The 17,258-nt window shown below is 68.2% G+C and carries 17 protein-coding genes and 1 riboswitch; of the genes, 2 read left to right on the top strand and 15 right to left on the bottom strand.

The window, feature by feature from the left end:
• Positions 1-149: 149 nt before the first annotated feature.
• Positions 150-1,490, bottom strand: coding sequence for an MFS transporter (locus AADV74_RS08705; RefSeq protein ID WP_342113051.1), 1,341 nt, complete (start codon positions 1,488-1,490; stop codon positions 150-152).
• Between the two features lie 188 nt (positions 1,491-1,678).
• On the opposite strand from AADV74_RS08705, the gene AADV74_RS08700 reads away from it, so the two are divergent.
• A complete protein-coding gene (locus AADV74_RS08700) occupies positions 1,679-2,155 on the top strand; it encodes a DUF2269 family protein (protein ID WP_342113050.1) in 477 nt (158 codons plus the stop codon).
• 125 nt (positions 2,156-2,280) lie between these two features.
• Here the strand turns inward: AADV74_RS08700 and ribH are convergent, their stop codons facing one another.
• The 5 genes from ribH to AADV74_RS08675 all read right to left on the bottom strand — a co-directional run bounded on the left by ribH (position 2,281) and on the right by AADV74_RS08675 (position 7,043).
• Entirely contained in the window at positions 2,281-2,757 is a 477-nt protein-coding gene (ribH, locus tag AADV74_RS08695) for a 6,7-dimethyl-8-ribityllumazine synthase (protein ID WP_342113049.1), read from the bottom strand.
• Positions 2,754-4,061 (bottom strand): GTP cyclohydrolase II, encoded by a 1,308-nt coding sequence (gene ribA, locus AADV74_RS08690; RefSeq protein WP_342113048.1) that lies wholly within the window; start codon positions 4,059-4,061, stop codon positions 2,754-2,756. Before ribA ends, ribH begins: the two co-directional genes overlap by 4 nt.
• A complete protein-coding gene (locus AADV74_RS08685) occupies positions 4,058-4,765 on the bottom strand; it encodes a riboflavin synthase (protein ID WP_342113047.1) in 708 nt (235 codons plus the stop codon). Before AADV74_RS08685 ends, ribA begins: the two co-directional genes overlap by 4 nt.
• Before the next feature lie 9 nt (positions 4,766-4,774).
• Complete coding sequence (gene ribD / locus AADV74_RS08680) at positions 4,775-5,821, bottom strand: bifunctional diaminohydroxyphosphoribosylaminopyrimidine deaminase/5-amino-6-(5-phosphoribosylamino)uracil reductase RibD (protein ID WP_342113046.1); 1,047 nt, start codon at positions 5,819-5,821, stop codon at positions 4,775-4,777.
• Between the two features lie 75 nt (positions 5,822-5,896).
• A riboswitch (FMN riboswitch) is annotated at positions 5,897-6,020 on the bottom strand.
• 18 nt (positions 6,021-6,038) lie between these two features.
• A complete protein-coding gene (locus tag AADV74_RS08675) occupies positions 6,039-7,043 on the bottom strand; it encodes a sugar-binding transcriptional regulator (protein WP_342113045.1) in 1,005 nt (334 codons plus the stop codon).
• Positions 7,044-7,152: 109 nt separating this feature from the next.
• Between AADV74_RS08675 and AADV74_RS08670 the strand changes: the two genes are divergently transcribed.
• On the top strand, positions 7,153-8,910 hold the full coding sequence (locus AADV74_RS08670) for a glycerol-3-phosphate dehydrogenase/oxidase (protein ID WP_342113044.1): 1,758 nt from the start codon (positions 7,153-7,155) through the stop codon (positions 8,908-8,910).
• A 130-nt stretch (positions 8,911-9,040) separates the two neighbouring features.
• Here the strand turns inward: AADV74_RS08670 and AADV74_RS08665 are convergent, their stop codons facing one another.
• From AADV74_RS08665 to sdhC, 9 genes are all read right to left on the bottom strand, one after another.
• Positions 9,041-9,775: an HAD family hydrolase gene (locus AADV74_RS08665; protein WP_342113043.1), complete on the bottom strand. Its 735-nt coding sequence runs from the start codon at positions 9,773-9,775 to the stop codon at positions 9,041-9,043.
• A complete protein-coding gene (locus AADV74_RS08660) occupies positions 9,772-10,350 on the bottom strand; it encodes a GNAT family N-acetyltransferase (RefSeq protein WP_342113042.1) in 579 nt (192 codons plus the stop codon). Before AADV74_RS08660 ends, AADV74_RS08665 begins: the two co-directional genes overlap by 4 nt.
• A complete protein-coding gene (trpS, locus tag AADV74_RS08655; protein ID WP_342113041.1) occupies positions 10,350-11,360 on the bottom strand; it encodes a tryptophan--tRNA ligase in 1,011 nt (336 codons plus the stop codon). The genes AADV74_RS08660 and trpS overlap by 1 nt, the downstream gene beginning before the upstream one ends.
• A 37-nt stretch (positions 11,361-11,397) precedes the next feature.
• Complete coding sequence (locus AADV74_RS08650; RefSeq protein ID WP_342113040.1) at positions 11,398-12,231, bottom strand: exodeoxyribonuclease III; 834 nt, start codon at positions 12,229-12,231, stop codon at positions 11,398-11,400.
• 50 nt (positions 12,232-12,281) lie between these two features.
• A complete protein-coding gene (locus AADV74_RS08645) occupies positions 12,282-13,553 on the bottom strand; it encodes a YihY/virulence factor BrkB family protein (RefSeq protein ID WP_342113039.1) in 1,272 nt (423 codons plus the stop codon).
• A gap of 123 nt (positions 13,554-13,676) precedes the next feature.
• On the bottom strand, positions 13,677-14,444 hold the full coding sequence (locus AADV74_RS08640) for a succinate dehydrogenase iron-sulfur subunit (protein WP_055902843.1): 768 nt from the start codon (positions 14,442-14,444) through the stop codon (positions 13,677-13,679).
• 2 nt (positions 14,445-14,446) lie between these two features.
• Positions 14,447-16,261 carry a succinate dehydrogenase flavoprotein subunit gene (gene sdhA / locus AADV74_RS08635; protein ID WP_342113038.1) on the bottom strand — a complete coding sequence of 605 codons (1,815 nt, stop codon included), beginning with the start codon at positions 16,259-16,261 and terminating at the stop codon, positions 14,447-14,449.
• An 11-nt stretch (positions 16,262-16,272) separates the two neighbouring features.
• Positions 16,273-16,737 (bottom strand): succinate dehydrogenase hydrophobic membrane anchor subunit, encoded by a 465-nt coding sequence (locus AADV74_RS08630; RefSeq protein WP_056164712.1) that lies wholly within the window; start codon positions 16,735-16,737, stop codon positions 16,273-16,275.
• 11 nt (positions 16,738-16,748) lie between these two features.
• The gene (gene sdhC, locus AADV74_RS08625; RefSeq protein ID WP_342113037.1) at positions 16,749-17,168 is read right to left on the bottom strand and encodes a succinate dehydrogenase, cytochrome b556 subunit; all 420 of its coding nucleotides are present in this window, start codon (positions 17,166-17,168) and stop codon (positions 16,749-16,751) included.
• Positions 17,169-17,258: the final 90 nt, after the last annotated feature.

Below are 17,258 nucleotides of genomic sequence, written 5' to 3'. Positions count from 1 at the left end.
TGCGCCCAGCGGGCGGTCGAGCGCCGGCGGTGGCGCTTCGACCGCGGACTTCGTCCGGGCCTCAGCGAGCAGGGACCGCAGACTTCGTCCGGGCCACAGCGAGGGGGTACCGCGGCCCGCGCGTGGGTCTCAGCGAGCGGGAGCCTGCTCTACTTCACGTTGTCGGTGTACGCGACGTCGCCGGTGTCCTTGCTGATGATGAGGGCCACCAGCGTGATCGCACCGGCAAGGCTCAGGTAGACACCGACGAACACCGGGCTGCCGTTCGCGCTCTGCCACAGCGCTACGGCGATGAACGGGGCGAGCGCGGCTCCCAGGATCGACGCCACGTTGTAGCTGATCGCCGAGCCCGTGTAGCGCACGTTGGTCGGGAAGAGCTCGGGCAGAACGGCGCCCATCGGGCCGAAGGTGAGCCCCATGAGGGTGAAGCCGACGATGAGCAGCGTCATCACGCCGATGGTGCCACCGGCGAACAGAGGCACGAACAGCAGCCCGAAGACGATGATGCCGATCGTCGTGATGATGAGGGTGCGACGGCGGCCGAAGCGCTCGGCGAGAGGGCCGGACACGAGCGTGAAGATTCCGAAGAAGACCACACCGATGATCAGCATGATGAGGAACGACTCGCGGCTGTAGCCGAGACCGGAGACGGGGGCATCCGTCGCCGTCGTTCCATAGGTGAGGGTGAAGGTCGTCATCAGGTAGAACAACACGTAGGTTGCCAGCATGATGAACGTGCCCAGGATGAGCGGTCGCCAGCTGGTCTTGAAGACGCGCGCCAGCGGAAGCTTGGCGACCTCGCCCTGCTCGACGACCTTGGTGAAGGCCGGGGTCTCGATGAGCTTGAGACGTACGTAGAGGCCGATGATCACGAGCACGGCGCTGGCGATGAACGGAACGCGCCAGCCCCACGCGAGGAAGGCGTCGGCGTCGATCGTCGATGACAGGACGAGGAACACGCCGTTGGCGAGGATGAAGCCGATCGGGGCGCCGAGCTGCGGGAACGTTCCCCAGATGGCGCGCTTGCCGGCCGGGGCGTTCTCCGTGGCCAGGAGGGCCGCACCGCTCCACTCGCCGCCGAGGCCGAGGCCTTGACCGAAGCGCATGACGACGAGCAGGGCCGGTGCGAGGATCTCCCATCCCGGGGTGAGGGCCGTGGGCAGGATGCCGATGATGAAGGTCGCGATGCCCATGGTGAGCAGCGACGCCACGAGGGTTCCCTTGCGTCCGACGCGATCTCCGAAGTGGCCGAACACGATCGACCCGATGGGGCGGGCCACGAAGGCGACGCCGAACACGGCGAAGGACTGCAGCAGCGCGATCGTCGGGTCGGCGTTGACGAAGAACAGCGTCGGGAAGACGAGCACGGCGGCCGTCGCGTAGACGTAGAAGTCGTAGAACTCGATCGAGGTTCCGATGAGGCTGGCGAGGATCACACGGCTGCGCGTGTTCGCTGGGGCTGCGGGTGTCTCGGCGACTGGTGCTGACATGATGGAGCGCTTTCGGTGCAGGGGGCGTCTGCTGCGCCGCGCAGTGCGTCGGTCAGGCGCCATGGCGCGCAGCTGGGATTTCGAAAGTCGCTTGTGGCAACCCTCCAACGCTACGCCCTCGTCCCCCGAGATGCCCAATCGGGGTACGGATGCTGGCCCTCGGGTGACCACGCTTCTAGGCTGGCGACATGAACGAACTCTTCAATGTGCTGCACGTCGTCACGGCGGTGTTCATCGTGGGGCCGCTGGCGATCCTGCCCATGACGGCCCTCCGTGCCCTGCGCTCGGGCAACGGAGCCCAGGTCGCGACCCTCGCCACGTCGACATCGATCTTCGGACGACTGTCGATCCTCGTGGTCCTGCTCGGTTTCGCCGTGATGGGCACGAGCGACCCGAAGTACGGCCTGACGTTCCTCACGCCCTGGATCCTCTGGTCGCTCATCCTCTGGGTCGCCGCTGCCGTCGTGAGCGAGGCGCTCGTGGTGCCGTCGATGCGGAAGGCCGCGGCCGCGCTGGGCTCCACCGCCGGCGGCGCGACTGCATCCGGAGTCGCCGCATCGGACGGCGGAGCGGCGTCGCAGTACTACGGGCGGATCGCCGGAGGCAGCGGTGTGGTTGCGCTGCTGCTCCTCGCGGTCGTGGTGCTCATGGTCTGGAAGCCGTAGCGCGTCAGAGGCGCTTCGACCGCGGACTTCGTCCGGGCCTCAGCGAGCGGGTTTTGCTCGCTGAGGGCCGAGCGAAGCGACCGCCCGAAGCGTCGGGCACTACTCGATCAGCGGGGTCAGCGCTCTCAGCGGTTGGCGCGAAGCGCCTGCAGAACGCGCGCCGTCGAGATCGCCGCCTCGGCAGCCTCGGTCCCCTTGTCCTCCTTGGAGCCCGGGAGGCCGGCGCGGTCGATGCCCTGCTTCTCGTCGTCCAGGGTGAGCAGCCCGAAGCCCACGGGCTTGCCGGTGTCGAGGGCGACGCGGGTCAGCCCATCGGTCGCCGCAGCCGAGACGTACTCGAAGTGCGGGGTGCCGCCTCGGATGATGACTCCCAGTGCGACCACGGCATCGGCTCCGGCATCCAGGGCCGCCTTCGCGACGACCGGCAGCTCGAAGCTTCCGGGAACCCGCACGAGGGTGTGCGATGCTCCGGCGGCATCGAGGGTGCGCACAGCTCCGGCGATGAGGCCGTCGGTGATCTCGGTGTGCCAGTGGCCGGCGACGATGACGACGTTCAGTCCGGTGCCGTCGATGTCGAGGGTGGGGGAGCCTGCTCCGCTCATGATGCGTGTCCTTCCAGGAGGGGTTCTGTGCCGGCGGCGGTGAGTCGCACGCTCTCGGCGAGTTGCTGATCGGCGATGGCGTGACCCATGCGGTCGCGCTTGGTCTCGAGGTACGACTCGTTGAATGCGCCGACGCCGACGACGAGCGGAACCCGCTCGGTCACGGTCACGCCGCGTTCCTCGAGCTGGCGCACCTTCTCGGGGTTGTTGGTGAGGAGCCGCACCGAGGTGATGCCCATCTCGTCGAGGATGGCTGTGGCCGCCCCGTAGTCGCGGGCATCGGCCGGCAGACCGAGGGCGAGGTTGGCGTCGAGCGTGTCGAGGCCGTCCTCCTGGAGCCTGTAGGCGCGCAGCTTGTTGATGAGGCCGATGCCGCGCCCCTCGTGGCCGCGCAGGTAGATGACGATGCCGCCGTCGCGCTGGATGGTCTCGAGCGCCGCGTCGAGCTGCGGGCCGCACTCGCACTTGAGCGAACCGAAGGCCTCTCCGGTGAGGCACTCCGAGTGCACACGAACGAGGGCTCCGGATGCCGCAGGAGTGCCGGCGACGATGGCCACGTGGTCGGCGCCGGTCTGCCGGTCGCGGTAGGCGCGCACCTTGAACGGTCCGTGCGTGGTGGGCACCGTCGTCTCGACCTCGAAGTCGACGCGCGAGCTCTCGGGGATCGGCGTCGCGACGGGAACGTCGGTGTCGCAGTGCCATTCCTGGAGGTAGTCGATGATGGCTGCGACCGTCGTCACCGGAAGGTCCTCGCGGGCGCCGAGCTCGATGAGGCCGGGCAGTCGCATCATCTCGCCGTCATCGGCGACGATCTCACCGATAACGCCGACGGGGGAGAGCCCGGCGAGCTTCATGAGGTCGACGGCGGCCTCGGTGTGGCCGCCGCGCTCGCGCACTCCGCCCTCCTTGGCGCGTAGCGGCAGCACGTGGCCGGGGCGGATGAGGCTGTCGGGCTGCGAGTTCGGGTCGGCAAGCACCCGCAGGGTGTGGGCACGGTCGGCCGCGCTGATGCCCGTGCTGACACGGTCGGAGGCGTCGACGGTGATCGTGTACGCGGTGCCGCGGGCGTCCTGGCTCTGCGTCGTCATGAGCGGCAGCTCGAGACGGTCGGCGTACTCGTCGGGCATCGGGGCGCAGAGGAACCCGGAGGTGTTGCGCACCATCCAGGCGATCCACTCCTGGCTGGCGAGCTCGGCGGCCATGATGGCGTCGCCCTCGTTCTCACGGGCCTCGTCGTCGGCGACGATGACGGGCTTGCCGGCGCGCAGGGCGTCGAGTACTTCCGGGATGGTGGCGAGGCTCATCGTGAGCTCCCAACTGTCGTGGCGGATTCCGGAACCGATGCAGGCGAGGCGGCCGGCGCACTGCCGGGGCCGTCGGTGACCGAGGACGGGAGGGTGTGGTGCAGGCCGAGCGACAGCATCCGCTCGACGTGGCGGGCGAGGATGTCGGTCTCGATGTTCACGCTGTCGCCGACGGCGCGCTCGCCGAGGGTGGTGGCGGTGAGGGTCTCGGGGATGAGCGAGACCTCGAACCAGCCGTCGGTGAGGCCGCCGCCGACGGCGCTGACGGTGAGGGACGTGCCGTCGACCGCGATGGAGCCCTTGTCGACGACGAGCGGCGCGTGCTGCGGGTCGAGGCTGAATCGCACGACCCTCCAGGCGCTGCCGTCTGTGATCGAGAGCACCGTTGCAGTGCCGTCGATGTGGCCCTGCACGATGTGCCCGCCGAGCCTGTCCCCGACGGCGGCGGCGCGCTCGAGATTGACGGCGTGGCCCTCGGCGACCCCGGCGAGGGTCGACATGGCGAGAGTCTGGGCCATGACGTCGGCGGTGAAGGTCTCGGGGGTCGACGCGACGACGGTCAGGCACACGCCGCTCACCGAGATCGAGTCCCCGTGTCGCACATCCGAGACGACGAGGGGTCCGCGCACGGTGATGCGGGCGGCGTCGCCGGTCGTCTCGACGTGCTCGATGCGCCCGATCTCCTCGATGATTCCGGTGAACACTGCTGCCTCCTACGGCTTCTTCTTCAGGGTGGCGACGACCAGCAGGTCGTCGCCGAGTCTCTCGACGTTCTCGATGGAGAGCCTCAACGCATCGTCGATGGTCGTGATTCCGACGTCGCCGATGGCAGTACGCGGTCCACCGAGGATCGCCGGGGCGAGGTAGACGAGCACCTCGTCGGCGAGGCCGGCGGCGATGAAGGCGCTGGCGAGAGTCGGTCCGCCCTCGATGAACAGGGAACGGATGCCGCGGGCGTGGAGCGCGCGCAGCTCGGTCGCGAGATCGTCGCCTGCCGCGAAGAGCGGCTCGTGGGTGCCCCGTCTGACGGCGGCATCCGTCGGTGTCTCGCGCGTTCCGAAGACCACGGGTACGGGCTGTGCCTCATACATGCCACCGTCGGCATATCGCGCGGAGAGGGCGGGATCGTCGGCGAGCACTGTGCCGGTTCCCACTCCGATGGCGTCGGATGCCGCACGACGGGCATGCACGTCGGCCCTGGCCTCCGGCCCGGTGATCCACTGGCTGGTGCCATCGGCTGCTGCTGCTCGTCCGTCGAGGCTGGACGCCCACTTGACCGTGACGACAGGGCGCTTGAGCCTCGCTGCAGGGAGCCAGTCGCCGAGGCGGGCCGTCGTCTCGGCGATGAGAACGCCGCCGACGACGTCGACGCCGGCCTCATGCAGCCGCGCGGCTCCGCCGGAGGAGTGGTCGCCCGGATCACTCACGCCGTAGACGACGCGCGACACCCCGGCGGCGATCAACGCCTCGGAGCACGGTCCGGTGAGACCCGTGTGGTTGCACGGCTCCAGGGTGACGACGGCCGTTGCGCCGTTCGCTTGGCCGTCGGAGAGCTTGGAGAGGGCGTCGACCTCCGCGTGCGGAGTGCCGGCGCCGCGGTGCCAGCCCTCGGCGAGGATGCTGCCCTCGGCCGCCAGGATGACGCAGCCGACCTGCGGGTTGACCCCGCGGGCCGGGCCGTTCGCGGCGATCTCGATGGCGCGCAGCATCGCGCGCTCGATCTCGTCTGCGCTCAGCCGCTGGGCCGTCGTGCTGGTCATCCCGGTCTCAATCCTGTTGAGCTCCGGGGTCTCGGGCATAGCCCAATTCCGCCGTCCGGCGCGAACGCCGAACGACGCGTGCATCCTCCCATCCGGACTTTAACCGTCGGTCCCGGAATTCCACCAGGTCAACCGCCGGTGAGGGCGGGTCGCGGACTATCACCGCCGGTTCGGATTCTCACCGACCCCGGAGCACGTTCTTGTCTTCGATGATAGATCAACGCACAGACGCGCGTCCTATTCCCGTGTCGTCGTGCGACGCGACCAGGAGTCGCGCCGTGCCCTCGTCGACGTACAGGTCCGTGATGAGTCCTGCGGCGATGGCGCCGCGGATGCTCGCCAGACGGGCGGCCCCCGAGACGACGCAGATGCGCCGAGGAGTTCGCCTGAGCACCTCGAAGGCCGGGCCACTTCCCCTGTCGTTGAGGCTGATCCCGTCGGTCGAGCCGTCGATGCGGTAGAAGACCGTCGCGACGTCTCCGACCACGTTCTGCTCCTGCAGGCTCACGACGTCGTTGGGGTCGAGGAAGTTGCTCGAGTACACGTGGCTCGGAACCTCGGCGAACGGAGAGCCGACTCCGAAGAGCGCGACGTCGAGGTGCTCCTGCAGGGCCAGCACCCGCTGCATGCTGCGCTCGCGCCACAGCGCCTGCTTGGTGAGGGGATCATCGAAGAAGGCCGGCACGGGAAACTGCTGCACCTGGGCGTTGTAGGCCTCGCCGAACCTCCGCAGGATCTCGCTCGCGTAGACGATGCCGGTACTGGTGAGGTTGCCCGCCCCGTTCAGCTGCACGATCTGGGTGTCGTGCACGGCCCGGGGGATGAGATGCCGGGAGACCGCACTGACGGTGGCGCCCCAGGCCACGCCGAGAGTGGAGTTCGAGTCCACGTACTCACCGAGCATCCGTGCAGCGGAGAGGGCGACGCGCTCGAGGCGATCGACGTCGCTGGTGTGATCGGGTACCGGCACGACGTGCGCCGTCACGCCGAAGCTCTCGAGGATCTGGCGTTCGATGATGTTCGGCATCTCCCGGGGCGACCGCACCCTGATGTCGACCAGGCCGGTCTCGCGGGCATGGCTGAGCAGCCTGGAGACCGAGGAGCGCGAGGTGCCGAGTTCGTGGGCGATGGCCTCCATCGTGAGGTCCTGCAGGTAGTAGAGCTGCGAAGCCCGGAGTGCGTCGCGCGTCCGGGTCGTGAGGTCGGGGTGATCTGTCGCCATCCGTTCATCTTGCACGTATGTGCAGTTCACTTGCAACAAGGTGCGACCACGCTGAGACTTGACGTGTCGGGACGAATGCGTGCCGACCAGCGAAACAAAGGGATGCACCATGGCGACGTCGTCGACGACTTCCACTTCCTCCTCCGGAGCCGACTCGCTCCGCCCGGCCGTCGAGGCCCTGCGTGCGCGGCCTCACGCCGACGTGCTCGTGATCGGGGCCGGCATCAACGGCATCGCGACGTTCCGCGACCTCGCCCTGCAGGGCGTCGACGTCGTCATCATCGACCGTGACGACTTCGTCTCCGGCGCCTCGGCCGCGTCGTCCCACATGATCCACGGCGGAATCCGGTACCTGGAGAACGGCGAGTTCCGACTCGTGCGCGAGTCGGTCGAGGAGCGCAACGCCCTCGTCAGGATCGCCCCGCATTACGTGCGTCCGCTCAAGACCACTGTGCCGATCTTCTCCACCTTCAGCGGCATCCTCTCGGCACCGCTCCGCTTCCTGACGCACAAGGCCGGCAAGCCGACCGAGCGGGGTGCCGCCCTCATCAAGGTGGGCCTGACCGCCTACGACTCCTTCTCGCGTGACGGAGGAAGCGTTCCCCGCCACGAGTTCCACGGCCGCAAACGCTCCCTCGCCGAGCTCCCGGCGCTGAATCCCGGCATCAAGTACACGGCCACGTACTACGACGCCTCGATGCACGATCCGGAGCGCCTGGCACTCGACGTACTCAACGACGGCCTGGCCGCGGGCCCTCACGCCCGCGCCGCCAACTACGTCGAGGCTGCCGGTGCTGACGGCGATGGGGTCACCCTGCGCGACAGCGTGACCGGCGAGGAGTTCAGCTTCACCGCATCCGTCGTCGTCAACGCGTCGGGGCCGTGGACAGACCTCACCAACGAGGCACTGGGCGGCGCCACCCGATTCATGGGCGGCACCAAGGGTTCGCACATCGTGCTCGACCACCCCGAGCTGCTCGCGGCGACGGACGGACGCGAGATCTTCTTCGAGCACGAGGACGGCCGCATCGTGCTCATCTACCCGCTCAAGGGGCGCGTGCTCGTGGGCACGACCGACCTCGAGCACGACATGCGGAAGCCGATCCGCACCACCGAGGAGGAAGTCGACTACTTCTTCGACCTGATCTCGCACGTCTTCCCCGGCATCACGGTGAACCGCTCGCACATCGTCTACAGGTTCGCCGGAGTGCGCCCGCTTCCTCGGCACGACGAGACCCAGCCCGGCTTCGTCTCCCGCGACTACCGCATCGAGGAGGCCGCTGTGCCCGGCAGTGGCGGAGCGATCCCGTTGCTCAGCCTCGTCGGAGGCAAGTGGACGACCTTCCGCGCCCTCGCCGAACACCTGGGCGACGAGGTGCTCGCCAAGCTCGGTCGCGCTCGCACGACGAGCACGGAGGGCCTCGCCATCGGAGGTGGCCGCGGGTACCCGACGACGGATGCGGCTCGCACGGTGTGGCTCGCCAGCCACGGCGAAGTCCTCGGCCGCACCCGCGCCGCCGAACTGCTCGAGCGCTACGGCACTCGCGCCGAGTCGCTCATCGCCGACCTCGCGAAGAACGGCACCGATGTGCCGCTCGCCTCGGCCCCGACGTACAGCGTCGGAGAGCTCGCCGCGTTGGCCCGCGAGGAGCAGGTGGTGCACCTCATCGACGTGCTGAAGCGCCGCACCAGCCTGGCCTTCGTCGGAGCCGTGACCGCGGACGTGCTCGCCGAGGTCGCCGATGTGGTCGGTGATGCCCTCGACTGGTCCGCTGCCCGTCGGGTCGGCGAGATCGAGCATGCGCGTGCAGAACTGCACGACGTGCACGGCGTCACCATCGAAGAGCGCCGGATCGCTCACGCCTGAGAGGACATGAGCGGAGCGGCCGCGCTTCCGACGGTCGCTTCGCCCGGCGTTTCGGACGGTCGCTTCGCTCCGCGTTTCGGACGGTCGCTTCGCTCGGTCCTCAACGAGCGGGACTCCACATCACCGCGCCTCAGAGAGCTCCCAGCGCCCCCACCAGCTCGTCGAGGCCACTGATCTCAAGCACCCCGAGCTCGCGCGCCTCTGCGGCATCCGTCGCTTCGGGAACGACTCCGGAGCGATTCAGCCATACACCCGTCATACCGGCGGCCGCCGCCCCGATGGCGTCGGTGCGGAGCCTGTCGCCGACGTACACGGCATCGCCGGTCTCGACCCCGAGCTGAGCGCAGGCGTACTCGAAGATGCGCGGGTCGGGCTTGGTGATGCCGAGGGAGCCCGAGGCGACGATGGCGTCGACGAGGCCAGTGAGGCCGACCGTGTCGAGCTTGGACTGCTGGAAGACGGGGTCGCCGTTCGTGATCACGCCGATCCGGATATCGCTGCGGGCGGACCTGAGCGAGGCCAGGGCATCGAGCGCGTCGTCGTGCAGCATCCACGCGGCACGGTAATGCTCGAAGTAGTCGTCGAACCAGGCGCCGGCAGCCGCCTCGGCGAGCACGACGCCGTGAGCTTCGGCGAAGTCACGTGCTCGTGCTCGACGCTGGCCCTGGAAGTCGAGAGTGCCGGCCAGGTAGGAGTGGTAGTGCCGTTCCTCGAGGTCGTGCCACAGGGCGACGTCACCCGCGCGGTCGGGCGACGAGAACCCCACGGCATCCATCTGCACCACGATCGCGCGGGCCACGGCGCCCCGATGCGCGAACAGCGTGTCGTCGAGGTCGAACAGCACGGCGGCGGGGATGCCACTCACAGGCGGGTCTCCTCCGGCCAGCTGGCCCGCGCCTGTCGTGCGTCGTGCGAGCGCAACAGCACACCGTGCCAGCTCGGCACGTGCGAGCCGTCGCGCACGGGGTGTGACGACGGTGCCGTGCCGGTGAAGGCGAAGCCCACGGCGCGCGCGACGGCGGCGGAGTCCCTGTTGCCCGCCATGGCCTCCCACGTGACCGCGTCGGTCTGCGGCACGTCACCGCTCACGAACACCCACTGCACGACGGCCGCCAGGGCCTCGCGCATGTAGCCGTTCCCGCGCTGATCCGCTCCGAGCCAGAACCCGACGTCGCCCCGCAGCGTGCGGTAGCTGATGACGCCGATCAGTGGTCCGTCGTCACGAGTGCGCACGGCCCAGGTCGCCTCGGTGCCCGTCGTCCAGCCGAGAGGCACGAGCGTCGCGACGAAGCCCTCGGCGTGCCGCGGCTCGTACGGCCATGGCGTCGTCAACCAGCGCTCGAACAGCGGATCCCGGCAGTAGTCGACGATGCTCCGGGCATCGGCCTCCGTCGGCTGGTCGAGCACCAGCCGCTCGGTGCGGAGGACGACGGGCTCCATCAGCGGCGCCTGATGAAGCCGATGCGGTCGTAGACCGTGGCCAGGGTCTTCTCGGCCGTGGCCGTCGCCTTGTCGGCGCCGACGGCGAGCAGCCTGTCGAGCTCGGCCGGGTCCTCCAGGAGCTCCAGCGTGCGGGTGCGCACGGGGGAGAGGGTGTCGACGACCACCTCGGCGAGATCCTTCTTGAGGTCTCCGTAGCCGCGACCGTCGTACTCCTGCTCCAGTGCGGTGATCGTGCGACCGCTGAGCGAGGAGTAGATGGAGAGGAGGTTCGAGATGCCCGCCTTGTTCTCGGGATCGAAGCGCACCTCGCGGTCGGCATCCGTCACGGCGCTCTTGATCTTCTTCGCGGTCACCTTGGGGTCGTCCATGATGTTGACGAGTCCGGCTGGGCTGGCCGCCGACTTGCTCATCTTCGCCGTGGGGTTGGCCAGGTCGTAGATCTTGGCCGACTCCTTCGGGATGTGCGCCTCGGGAACGACGAAGGTGTCGCCGAAGCGGCTGTTGAACCGCTGCGCGAGGGTGCGGGTCAGCTCGAGGTGCTGGCGCTGGTCCTCTCCGACGGGCACCTGCTCCGTGCCGTACAGCAGGATGTCGGCCGCCATCAGCACGGGGTACGTGAACAGGCCGACGCTGGTCGCGTCTGAACCCTGCTTGGCCGACTTGTCCTTGAACTGGGTCATGCGCCCGGCCTCGCCGAAGCCGGTGATGCTGCCCAGCACCCACGCGAGCTCGGCGTGCGCCGGCACCTGCGACTGGATGAACAGGGTGCACTGCGACGGATCGATGCCTGCGGCGATGTACTGCGCGGCCGTCTGGCGGGTGTTTGCGCGCAGCTCCTTCGGGTCCTGCGCGACGGTGATCGAGTGCAGGTCGACGACGCAGTAGTAGGCGTCGAAATCGCGCTGCATGGCGACCCAGTTGAGCAGGGCGCCGATGTAGTTGCCCAGGTGCAGCGAGTCGCTCGACGGCTGCATTCCGGAGAACAGAAGGGGACGGGCGTCATTCATGTGTGGAGACCTTCGGGTGTGAAGAGAGAGGAGGGGTTCAGATCGAGTAGTCGACGACGACGGGGGCGTGATCCGACCATCGCTCGGCGTAGCTGGCGGCGCGGTCGACCGTGTACGAGGTGACGGATGCCGCGAGTGCCGGCGTCGCCAGCTGGTAGTCGATGCGCCAGCCGGTGTCGTTGTCGAACGCCTGGCCCCTGGCGGACCACCAGGTGTACGGGCCGTCGATCTCGCCCGCGGCGCGGCGGCCGAGGTCGACCCATCCGAGTCCGGCTCCGGCGTTGTAGTCTGCATCGCCCTCGGCTCCGAGGATCCTGTCGAAGTAGGCGCGCTCCTCGGGCAGGAAGCCTGCGCGCTTCACGTTGCCCTTCCAGTTCTTGATGTCGAGAGTGCGGTGCCCGACGTTGAGGTCGCCCATGACCACGCTCAGCTCGTTGTGCGCGGCCAGCTCGGGCAGGCGCGCCTGCATGGCGTCGAGGAACTTGTACTTCTCGACCTGCTTGGGGGTGCCGGCCTCGCCGGAGTGCACGTAGGCGCTCACCACCGTGACGACGCGCCCGCCCACCTCGAAGTCGGCTTCGAGCCACCGGCCGGCGCTGTCGAAATCAGGGGCTCCGAGCTCGACGCGGTGGATGGTGGCCGCTCCCCGGCTCGCGAGGGCGACGCCGGCGCGGCCCTTGGCCGTCGCGGCGTCGTGGAGCACGCTCCACTCGTCGCCGAGCAGGTCGGTGACGTGCTCGGTCTCGGCGCGCACCTCCTGCAGAGCGAGGATGTCCACGCCGCGCGCATCGAGCCACGCACCCATGCCGTTGCGGTAGGCGGCACGGATGCCGTTGACGTTGACGGATGCGATGCGCAGGGGTGTTGCCATGCCTTCGATCCTATGGGAGGCATCCGACGTCGTCGGGCGTGCAGCGGCCGTCAGCGCAGGGTCGGAGAGGCGGCAGGAGTCGTCGGAGGACGGCCCACGGAATCCTCCGTCGTCGACGCGGCCTGCAGGTCGTCGAGCTCAGCCTGCAGCCGCGCGATCCGGCGTCGGAGGGTGGCGCGGCGGACCCACCCGACCCGTGCGGCCTCCTCTCGGGCCTCCCGCAGCTCGACCTGGGTCGCGAGGATGAGCGCCTCGCGCTCCGCCTGCCGCCGCTCGGCCTCCAGTTGCGCCGGGGTGACCCTGCGCAGCGACTCACTGCGATCACTGGCGGCGACGTAGATCCAGGATGCGGCGACCAGCGTCACGATCGCCGTCAGCCGGAACCACAGGAGGAGTCCGATGAAGACTGTGAACGTCGCGAACAACGGATTGCTCGTGGCGCTGCCGACGAGGTAGCCGGCTCCGATCTGCAGCACGTACATCGCGACACCGCCGAGCACGGATCCGCTCCACAGGCGGCTCCATTTGACGCTGGCGCCGGACAGGAACCGGAACATCGCGAGGAGGACGGCCGTGTTGATCACCAGGACGACGAGGAAGCCGGCGCCTCCGATGGAGGCCTGCACCAGCCAGTTCGCCATGTCCAAGCCGAGCAGCGTGAAGACCCAGGTGGCGGCTGCCGTGCTCGCCACTGACAGCAGGGAACCGACGAGGAGCATGGCACCGAAGGCGAGGGCGGCCAGCAGGTCGCGCGCCTTCAGGAGCACGTACGAGCGCATGTCCTTCGGCAGGCCGAACAGGCTGCGTACGGCCGTTCGCGAGTACGTGATCCACCCGATCGCGGTCCAGATGAATCCCGCGAGGGCGACGGCACCGGTCCACCCGAACAGGCTCGTCGACGAGTCGGCGATGGCCGTCAGCTGGTCCGGCGTGATCGCTCCCCCCTCGGCGATGAGTCCGGGCACGTAGGTGTTGATCAGGTTGATGAGGGCGTCGAGGGTGGCCGGATCACCGCCGAGCCAGATGCCGGTGGCCGCGAAGACGACGTAGACGGCCGCGAACACCGCGAAGATCGCCTGGTAGCTCATGCCCGCCGAGAGCAGGAAGCCGTTCCGGAACAGGAACCAGCGCCAGACCCGCACGGGGAACAGCGCCATGGTCTTCTGCGTGATCGTGGTGACGGTCTGGATCGGCTCCTCGAAGCGCTCGCCGAGCGACTCGACGCGCTCGCGCATCTCGGCGCTCATGCGCTCGCCGCGGGTCGGAGGGTCGAGCGGATCCTCCGCCGGTGTCTCGGCCGGTGCCGTCACTCGAGAGCTCACCCTGCCAGCGTAGGGGAGGAGGTCGGTGTCGATCGGATGCTGAATCCGGACGATGTCCCCGAACATGAGGGAAGGGCCCGGATCGCGAGATCCGAGCCCTTCCCTGGCAGCGTTCGACCGAACCTACGCGTGTCCTCGCATGAGGGCCTGCTTGACCTCGGCGATCGCCTGGGTCACCTGGATGCCGCGGGGGCAGGCGTCGGTGCAGTTGAAGGTCGTGCGGCAGCGCCACACGCCCTCCTTGTCGTTGAGGATGTCGAGGCGCACCTGCGAGGCGTCATCGCGCGAGTCGAAGATGAATCGGTGGGCGTTGACGATGGCTGCGGGGCCGAAGTACTGGCCGTCGGTCCAGAACACGGGGCAGCTCGACGTGCATGCTGCGCACAGGATGCACTTCGTGGTGTCGTCGAAGCGGGCGCGCTCGGCGACGGACTGCACGCGCTCCTTGCCGGGCTCGGGCTTCGAACCGGGGATGAGGAACGGCTGCACTTCGCGGAAGGAAGCGAAGAAGGGGTCCATGTCGACGATGAGGTCCTTCTCCAGCGGCAGGCCCTTGATGGCCTCCACGTAGATGGGCTTCGAGATGTCGAGGTCCTTGATCAGGGTCTTGCAGGCCAGACGGTTGCGTCCGTTGATGCGCATGGCATCCGAGCCGCAGATGCCGTGGGCGCACGAGCGACGGAAGGTCAGTGATCCGTCCTGCTCCCATTTGATCTTGTGCAGTGCGTCGAGCACACGGTCGGTCGCGTACATCTCGACGTCGAAGTCCTGCCAGCGCGGCTCGGTGTCGGTGTCCGGGTCGAACCGTCGGATGATGAAGGTGACGGTGAACGGGATGACCGACGGGTCGGCGTTGCCGGGGCGGTCTGCGGCGATGGTGGCGGTGGTCACCGTCAGTACTTCCTCTCCATGGGCTGGTAACGGGTCATGACGACGGGTTTCCAGTCGAGTCGGATGTGATCTGCCGCGTCGGCGGAATCCGCGTCGCCCGACAGGTAGGCCATGGTGTGCTTCATGTAGTTCTCGTCGTCGCGCTTCGGGAAGTCGTCGCGCATGTGGCCGCCGCGGCTCTCCTTGCGGTTGCGGGCCGAATAGACGACGACCTCGGCGAGATCGAGCAGGAAGCCCAGCTCGACGGCCTCGAGCAGGTCGGTGTTGAACCGCTTGCCCTTGTCCTGCACGGCGACGTTCTTGTAGCGCTCGCGCAGGGTGTGGATGGTCTCGGTGACCTCGGCGAGGGACTCATCGGTGCGGAACACCTGGGCGTTCCGGTCCATGTGGTCCTGCAGCTCCTTGCGGAGCACGGCGACGCGCTCGGTGCCGGTGGAACCCTTGATGTGATCGAGCAGCTCGCGCACGGCCCTGGCCGGGTCGGCGGGCAGAGGCGTGAAGTCGACGTTCTGCACATAGGCGACGGCGTTGTTGCCCGCGCGCTTGCCGAAGACGTTGATGTCGAGCAGCGAGTTGGTGCCCAGACGGTTCGAGCCGTGCACCGACACGCAGGCGCACTCGCCGGCGGCGTAGAGGCCGGGGACGACGGTGTCGTTGTCGCGCAGCACCTCGGCCGACACGTTGGTCGGGATGCCGCCCATGGCGTAGTGCGCCGTCGGCATGACCGGCACCGGCTCCGTCACGGGATCGACGCCCAGGTACGTACGGGCGAACTCGGTGATGTCGGGCAGCTTGGTCTCGAGCACCTCGGCGCCGAGGTGGGTGCAGTCCAGGTAGACGTAGTCCTTGTTGGGCCCGGCTCCACGGCCCTCCGCCACCTCCTGCACCATGCAGCGGGCGACGATGTCGCGCGGGGCGAGGTCCTTGATGGTGGGGGCGTAGCGCTCCATGAAACGCTCGCCGCTGGCGTTACGGAGGATGGCGCCCTCACCGCGGGCACCCTCGGTGAGCAGGATGCCCAGCCCGGCAAGGCCGGTGGGGTGGAACTGGAAGAACTCCATGTCCTCCAGCGGCAGGCCCTTGCGCCAGATGATGCCGACGCCGTCGCCCGTGAGGGTGTGTGCGTTCGAGGTGGTCTTGTAGATCTTGCCGAAGCCGCCCGTGGCGAAGATGATCGCCTTGGCCTGGAAGACGTGCAGCTCGCCCGAAGAGAGGTCGATGGCGACGACGCCCGACGGCTGGTCGACGCCGTCGACGTTCGTCATCACGAGGTCGAGCACGTAGTACTCGTTGAAGAAGTTGATGCCGAGGCGCACGCAGTTCTGGAACAGCGTCTGCAGGATCATGTGGCCGGTGCGGTCGGCGGCGTAGCAGGCGCGACGCACCGGGGCCTTGCCGTGGTCGCGGGTGTGGCCACCGAAGCGACGCTGGTCGATCTTCCCCTCTGGGGTGCGGTTGAACGGCAGGCCCATGTTCTCGAGGTCGATGACAGCGTCGATGGCCTCCTTCGCGAGGATCTCCGCTGCATCCTGGTCGACGAGGTAGTCGCCGCCCTTGATGGTGTCGAAGGTGTGCCACTCCCAGCTGTCCTCCTCGACGTTCGCGAGGGCTGCAGCCATGCCACCCTGAGCTGCACCCGTGTGGGAGCGGGTCGGGTAGAGCTTCGAGATGACGGCGGTCTTCGCGCCGGGGCCGGCCTCGATGGCGGCGCGCATGCCGGCACCGCCGGCTCCCACGATCACGATGTCGAACTGGTGGTAGTGCACGCCGTCGACGACGGTGGACTCGGATTCAGGATTCACAGGTGCCGTACTCATATCTATTTCGTTTATCCGACCGGGCAGAAGGAGGGCAGCAGGTCGGCAGGGGATCCGGCCGGGCACGGCTCGAAGGTGAAGACCACGAGGGTTCCGAGCAGGATGAGTGCTGCGACGGCGACGAAGATGGCGCCCTTCAGGATGCGGCGGGTCGTCGGGAGCGTGGCGTAGTCGTTCACGATCGTGCGCATGCCGTTGCCGCCGTGGATGAGGGCGAGCCAGAGCATCAGCACGTCCCAGACCTGCCAGAACGGGGAGGCGTACTTCCCGCCGACGAAGCCGAAGTCGATGGCGTGCACTCCGTCGCCCACCATGAGGTTGACGAAGAGGTGTCCGAAGATGAGCACGAGCAGGAGCACGCCGGAGACGCGCATGTAGATCCAGCCCCACTTCTCCCAGTTCACGCCGCGCTTGCGGGCGGGACGGGAGGGGGAGCGAGGTGGCTCGATGGCCGGGGCATTGTCGATGGCGGTCACGTCAGTCCCTCCTAGTGTCCGAAGACGTTCATCAGGTGGCGGGGAGTGAAGCCCAGCATCGTGACGACCCACAGTCCGATCACGACGTAGAACATGACCTTCTGGTACCGCACGCCCTTCGACCAGAAGTCGATCAGGATGATGCGGATGCCGTTGAACGCGTGGAAGACGATCGCGCCGACCAGGGCCACCTCGCCGAGGCCCATGATGGGCGTCTGGTAGGTGCTGATGACGGCGTTGTACGCCTCGGGGCTGACGCGGATGAGTGCGGTGTCGAGGACATGCACCAGCAGGAAGAAGAAGATGGCGACGCCGGTGATGCGATGCAGAACCCATGACCACATGCCCTCGCGGCCCCTGTAGAGGGTTCCTCCCGGACGGGATGCGCGCTTGGTGTCTGCTGTCAGGGTTCCTGCCGTGACCTGAGGCATGAACAACCCTCCCTGGCTGTGTCTGACGGCCGAGAGAACCACCGGCCGGAACCGCTCGACGAGCGTGAGCCCAAGTCTATTCCCTTCATT

Source organism: Leifsonia stereocauli, from assembly GCF_038432415.1.
Classification (GTDB): Bacteria; Actinomycetota; Actinomycetes; order Actinomycetales; family Microbacteriaceae; genus Orlajensenia; species Orlajensenia stereocauli.
This window is presented reverse-complemented; position numbering and strand designations above follow the sequence as displayed.

What these genes read in the sequence shown, in the direction of transcription:
- ribH (WP_342113049.1), bottom strand. Translation starts at nt 2,757, where the DNA reads ATGAGCGGAGCAGGCTCCCCCACCCTCGACATCGACGGCACCGGACTG.
- AADV74_RS08675 (WP_342113045.1), bottom strand. Translation starts at nt 7,043, where the DNA reads ATGGCGACAGATCACCCCGACCTCACGACCCGGACGCGCGACGCACTC.
- trpS (WP_342113041.1), bottom strand. Translation starts at nt 11,360, where the DNA reads ATGAATGACGCCCGTCCCCTTCTGTTCTCCGGAATGCAGCCGTCGAGC.
- AADV74_RS08660 (WP_342113042.1), bottom strand. Translation starts at nt 10,350, where the DNA reads ATGGAGCCCGTCGTCCTCCGCACCGAGCGGCTGGTGCTCGACCAGCCG.
- sdhC (WP_342113037.1), bottom strand. Translation starts at nt 17,168, where the DNA reads ATGCCTCAGGTCACGGCAGGAACCCTGACAGCAGACACCAAGCGCGCA.
- AADV74_RS08670 (WP_342113044.1), top strand. Translation starts at nt 7,153, where the DNA reads ATGGCGACGTCGTCGACGACTTCCACTTCCTCCTCCGGAGCCGACTCG.
- AADV74_RS08705 (WP_342113051.1), bottom strand. Translation starts at nt 1,490, where the DNA reads ATGTCAGCACCAGTCGCCGAGACACCCGCAGCCCCAGCGAACACGCGC.
- ribA (WP_342113048.1), bottom strand. Translation starts at nt 4,061, where the DNA reads ATGAGCCTCGCCACCATCCCGGAAGTACTCGACGCCCTGCGCGCCGGC.
- ribD (WP_342113046.1), bottom strand. Translation starts at nt 5,821, where the DNA reads ATGACCAGCACGACGGCCCAGCGGCTGAGCGCAGACGAGATCGAGCGC.
- sdhA (WP_342113038.1), bottom strand. Translation starts at nt 16,261, where the DNA reads ATGAGTACGGCACCTGTGAATCCTGAATCCGAGTCCACCGTCGTCGAC.
- AADV74_RS08700 (WP_342113050.1), top strand. Translation starts at nt 1,679, where the DNA reads ATGAACGAACTCTTCAATGTGCTGCACGTCGTCACGGCGGTGTTCATC.
- AADV74_RS08650 (WP_342113040.1), bottom strand. Translation starts at nt 12,231, where the DNA reads ATGGCAACACCCCTGCGCATCGCATCCGTCAACGTCAACGGCATCCGT.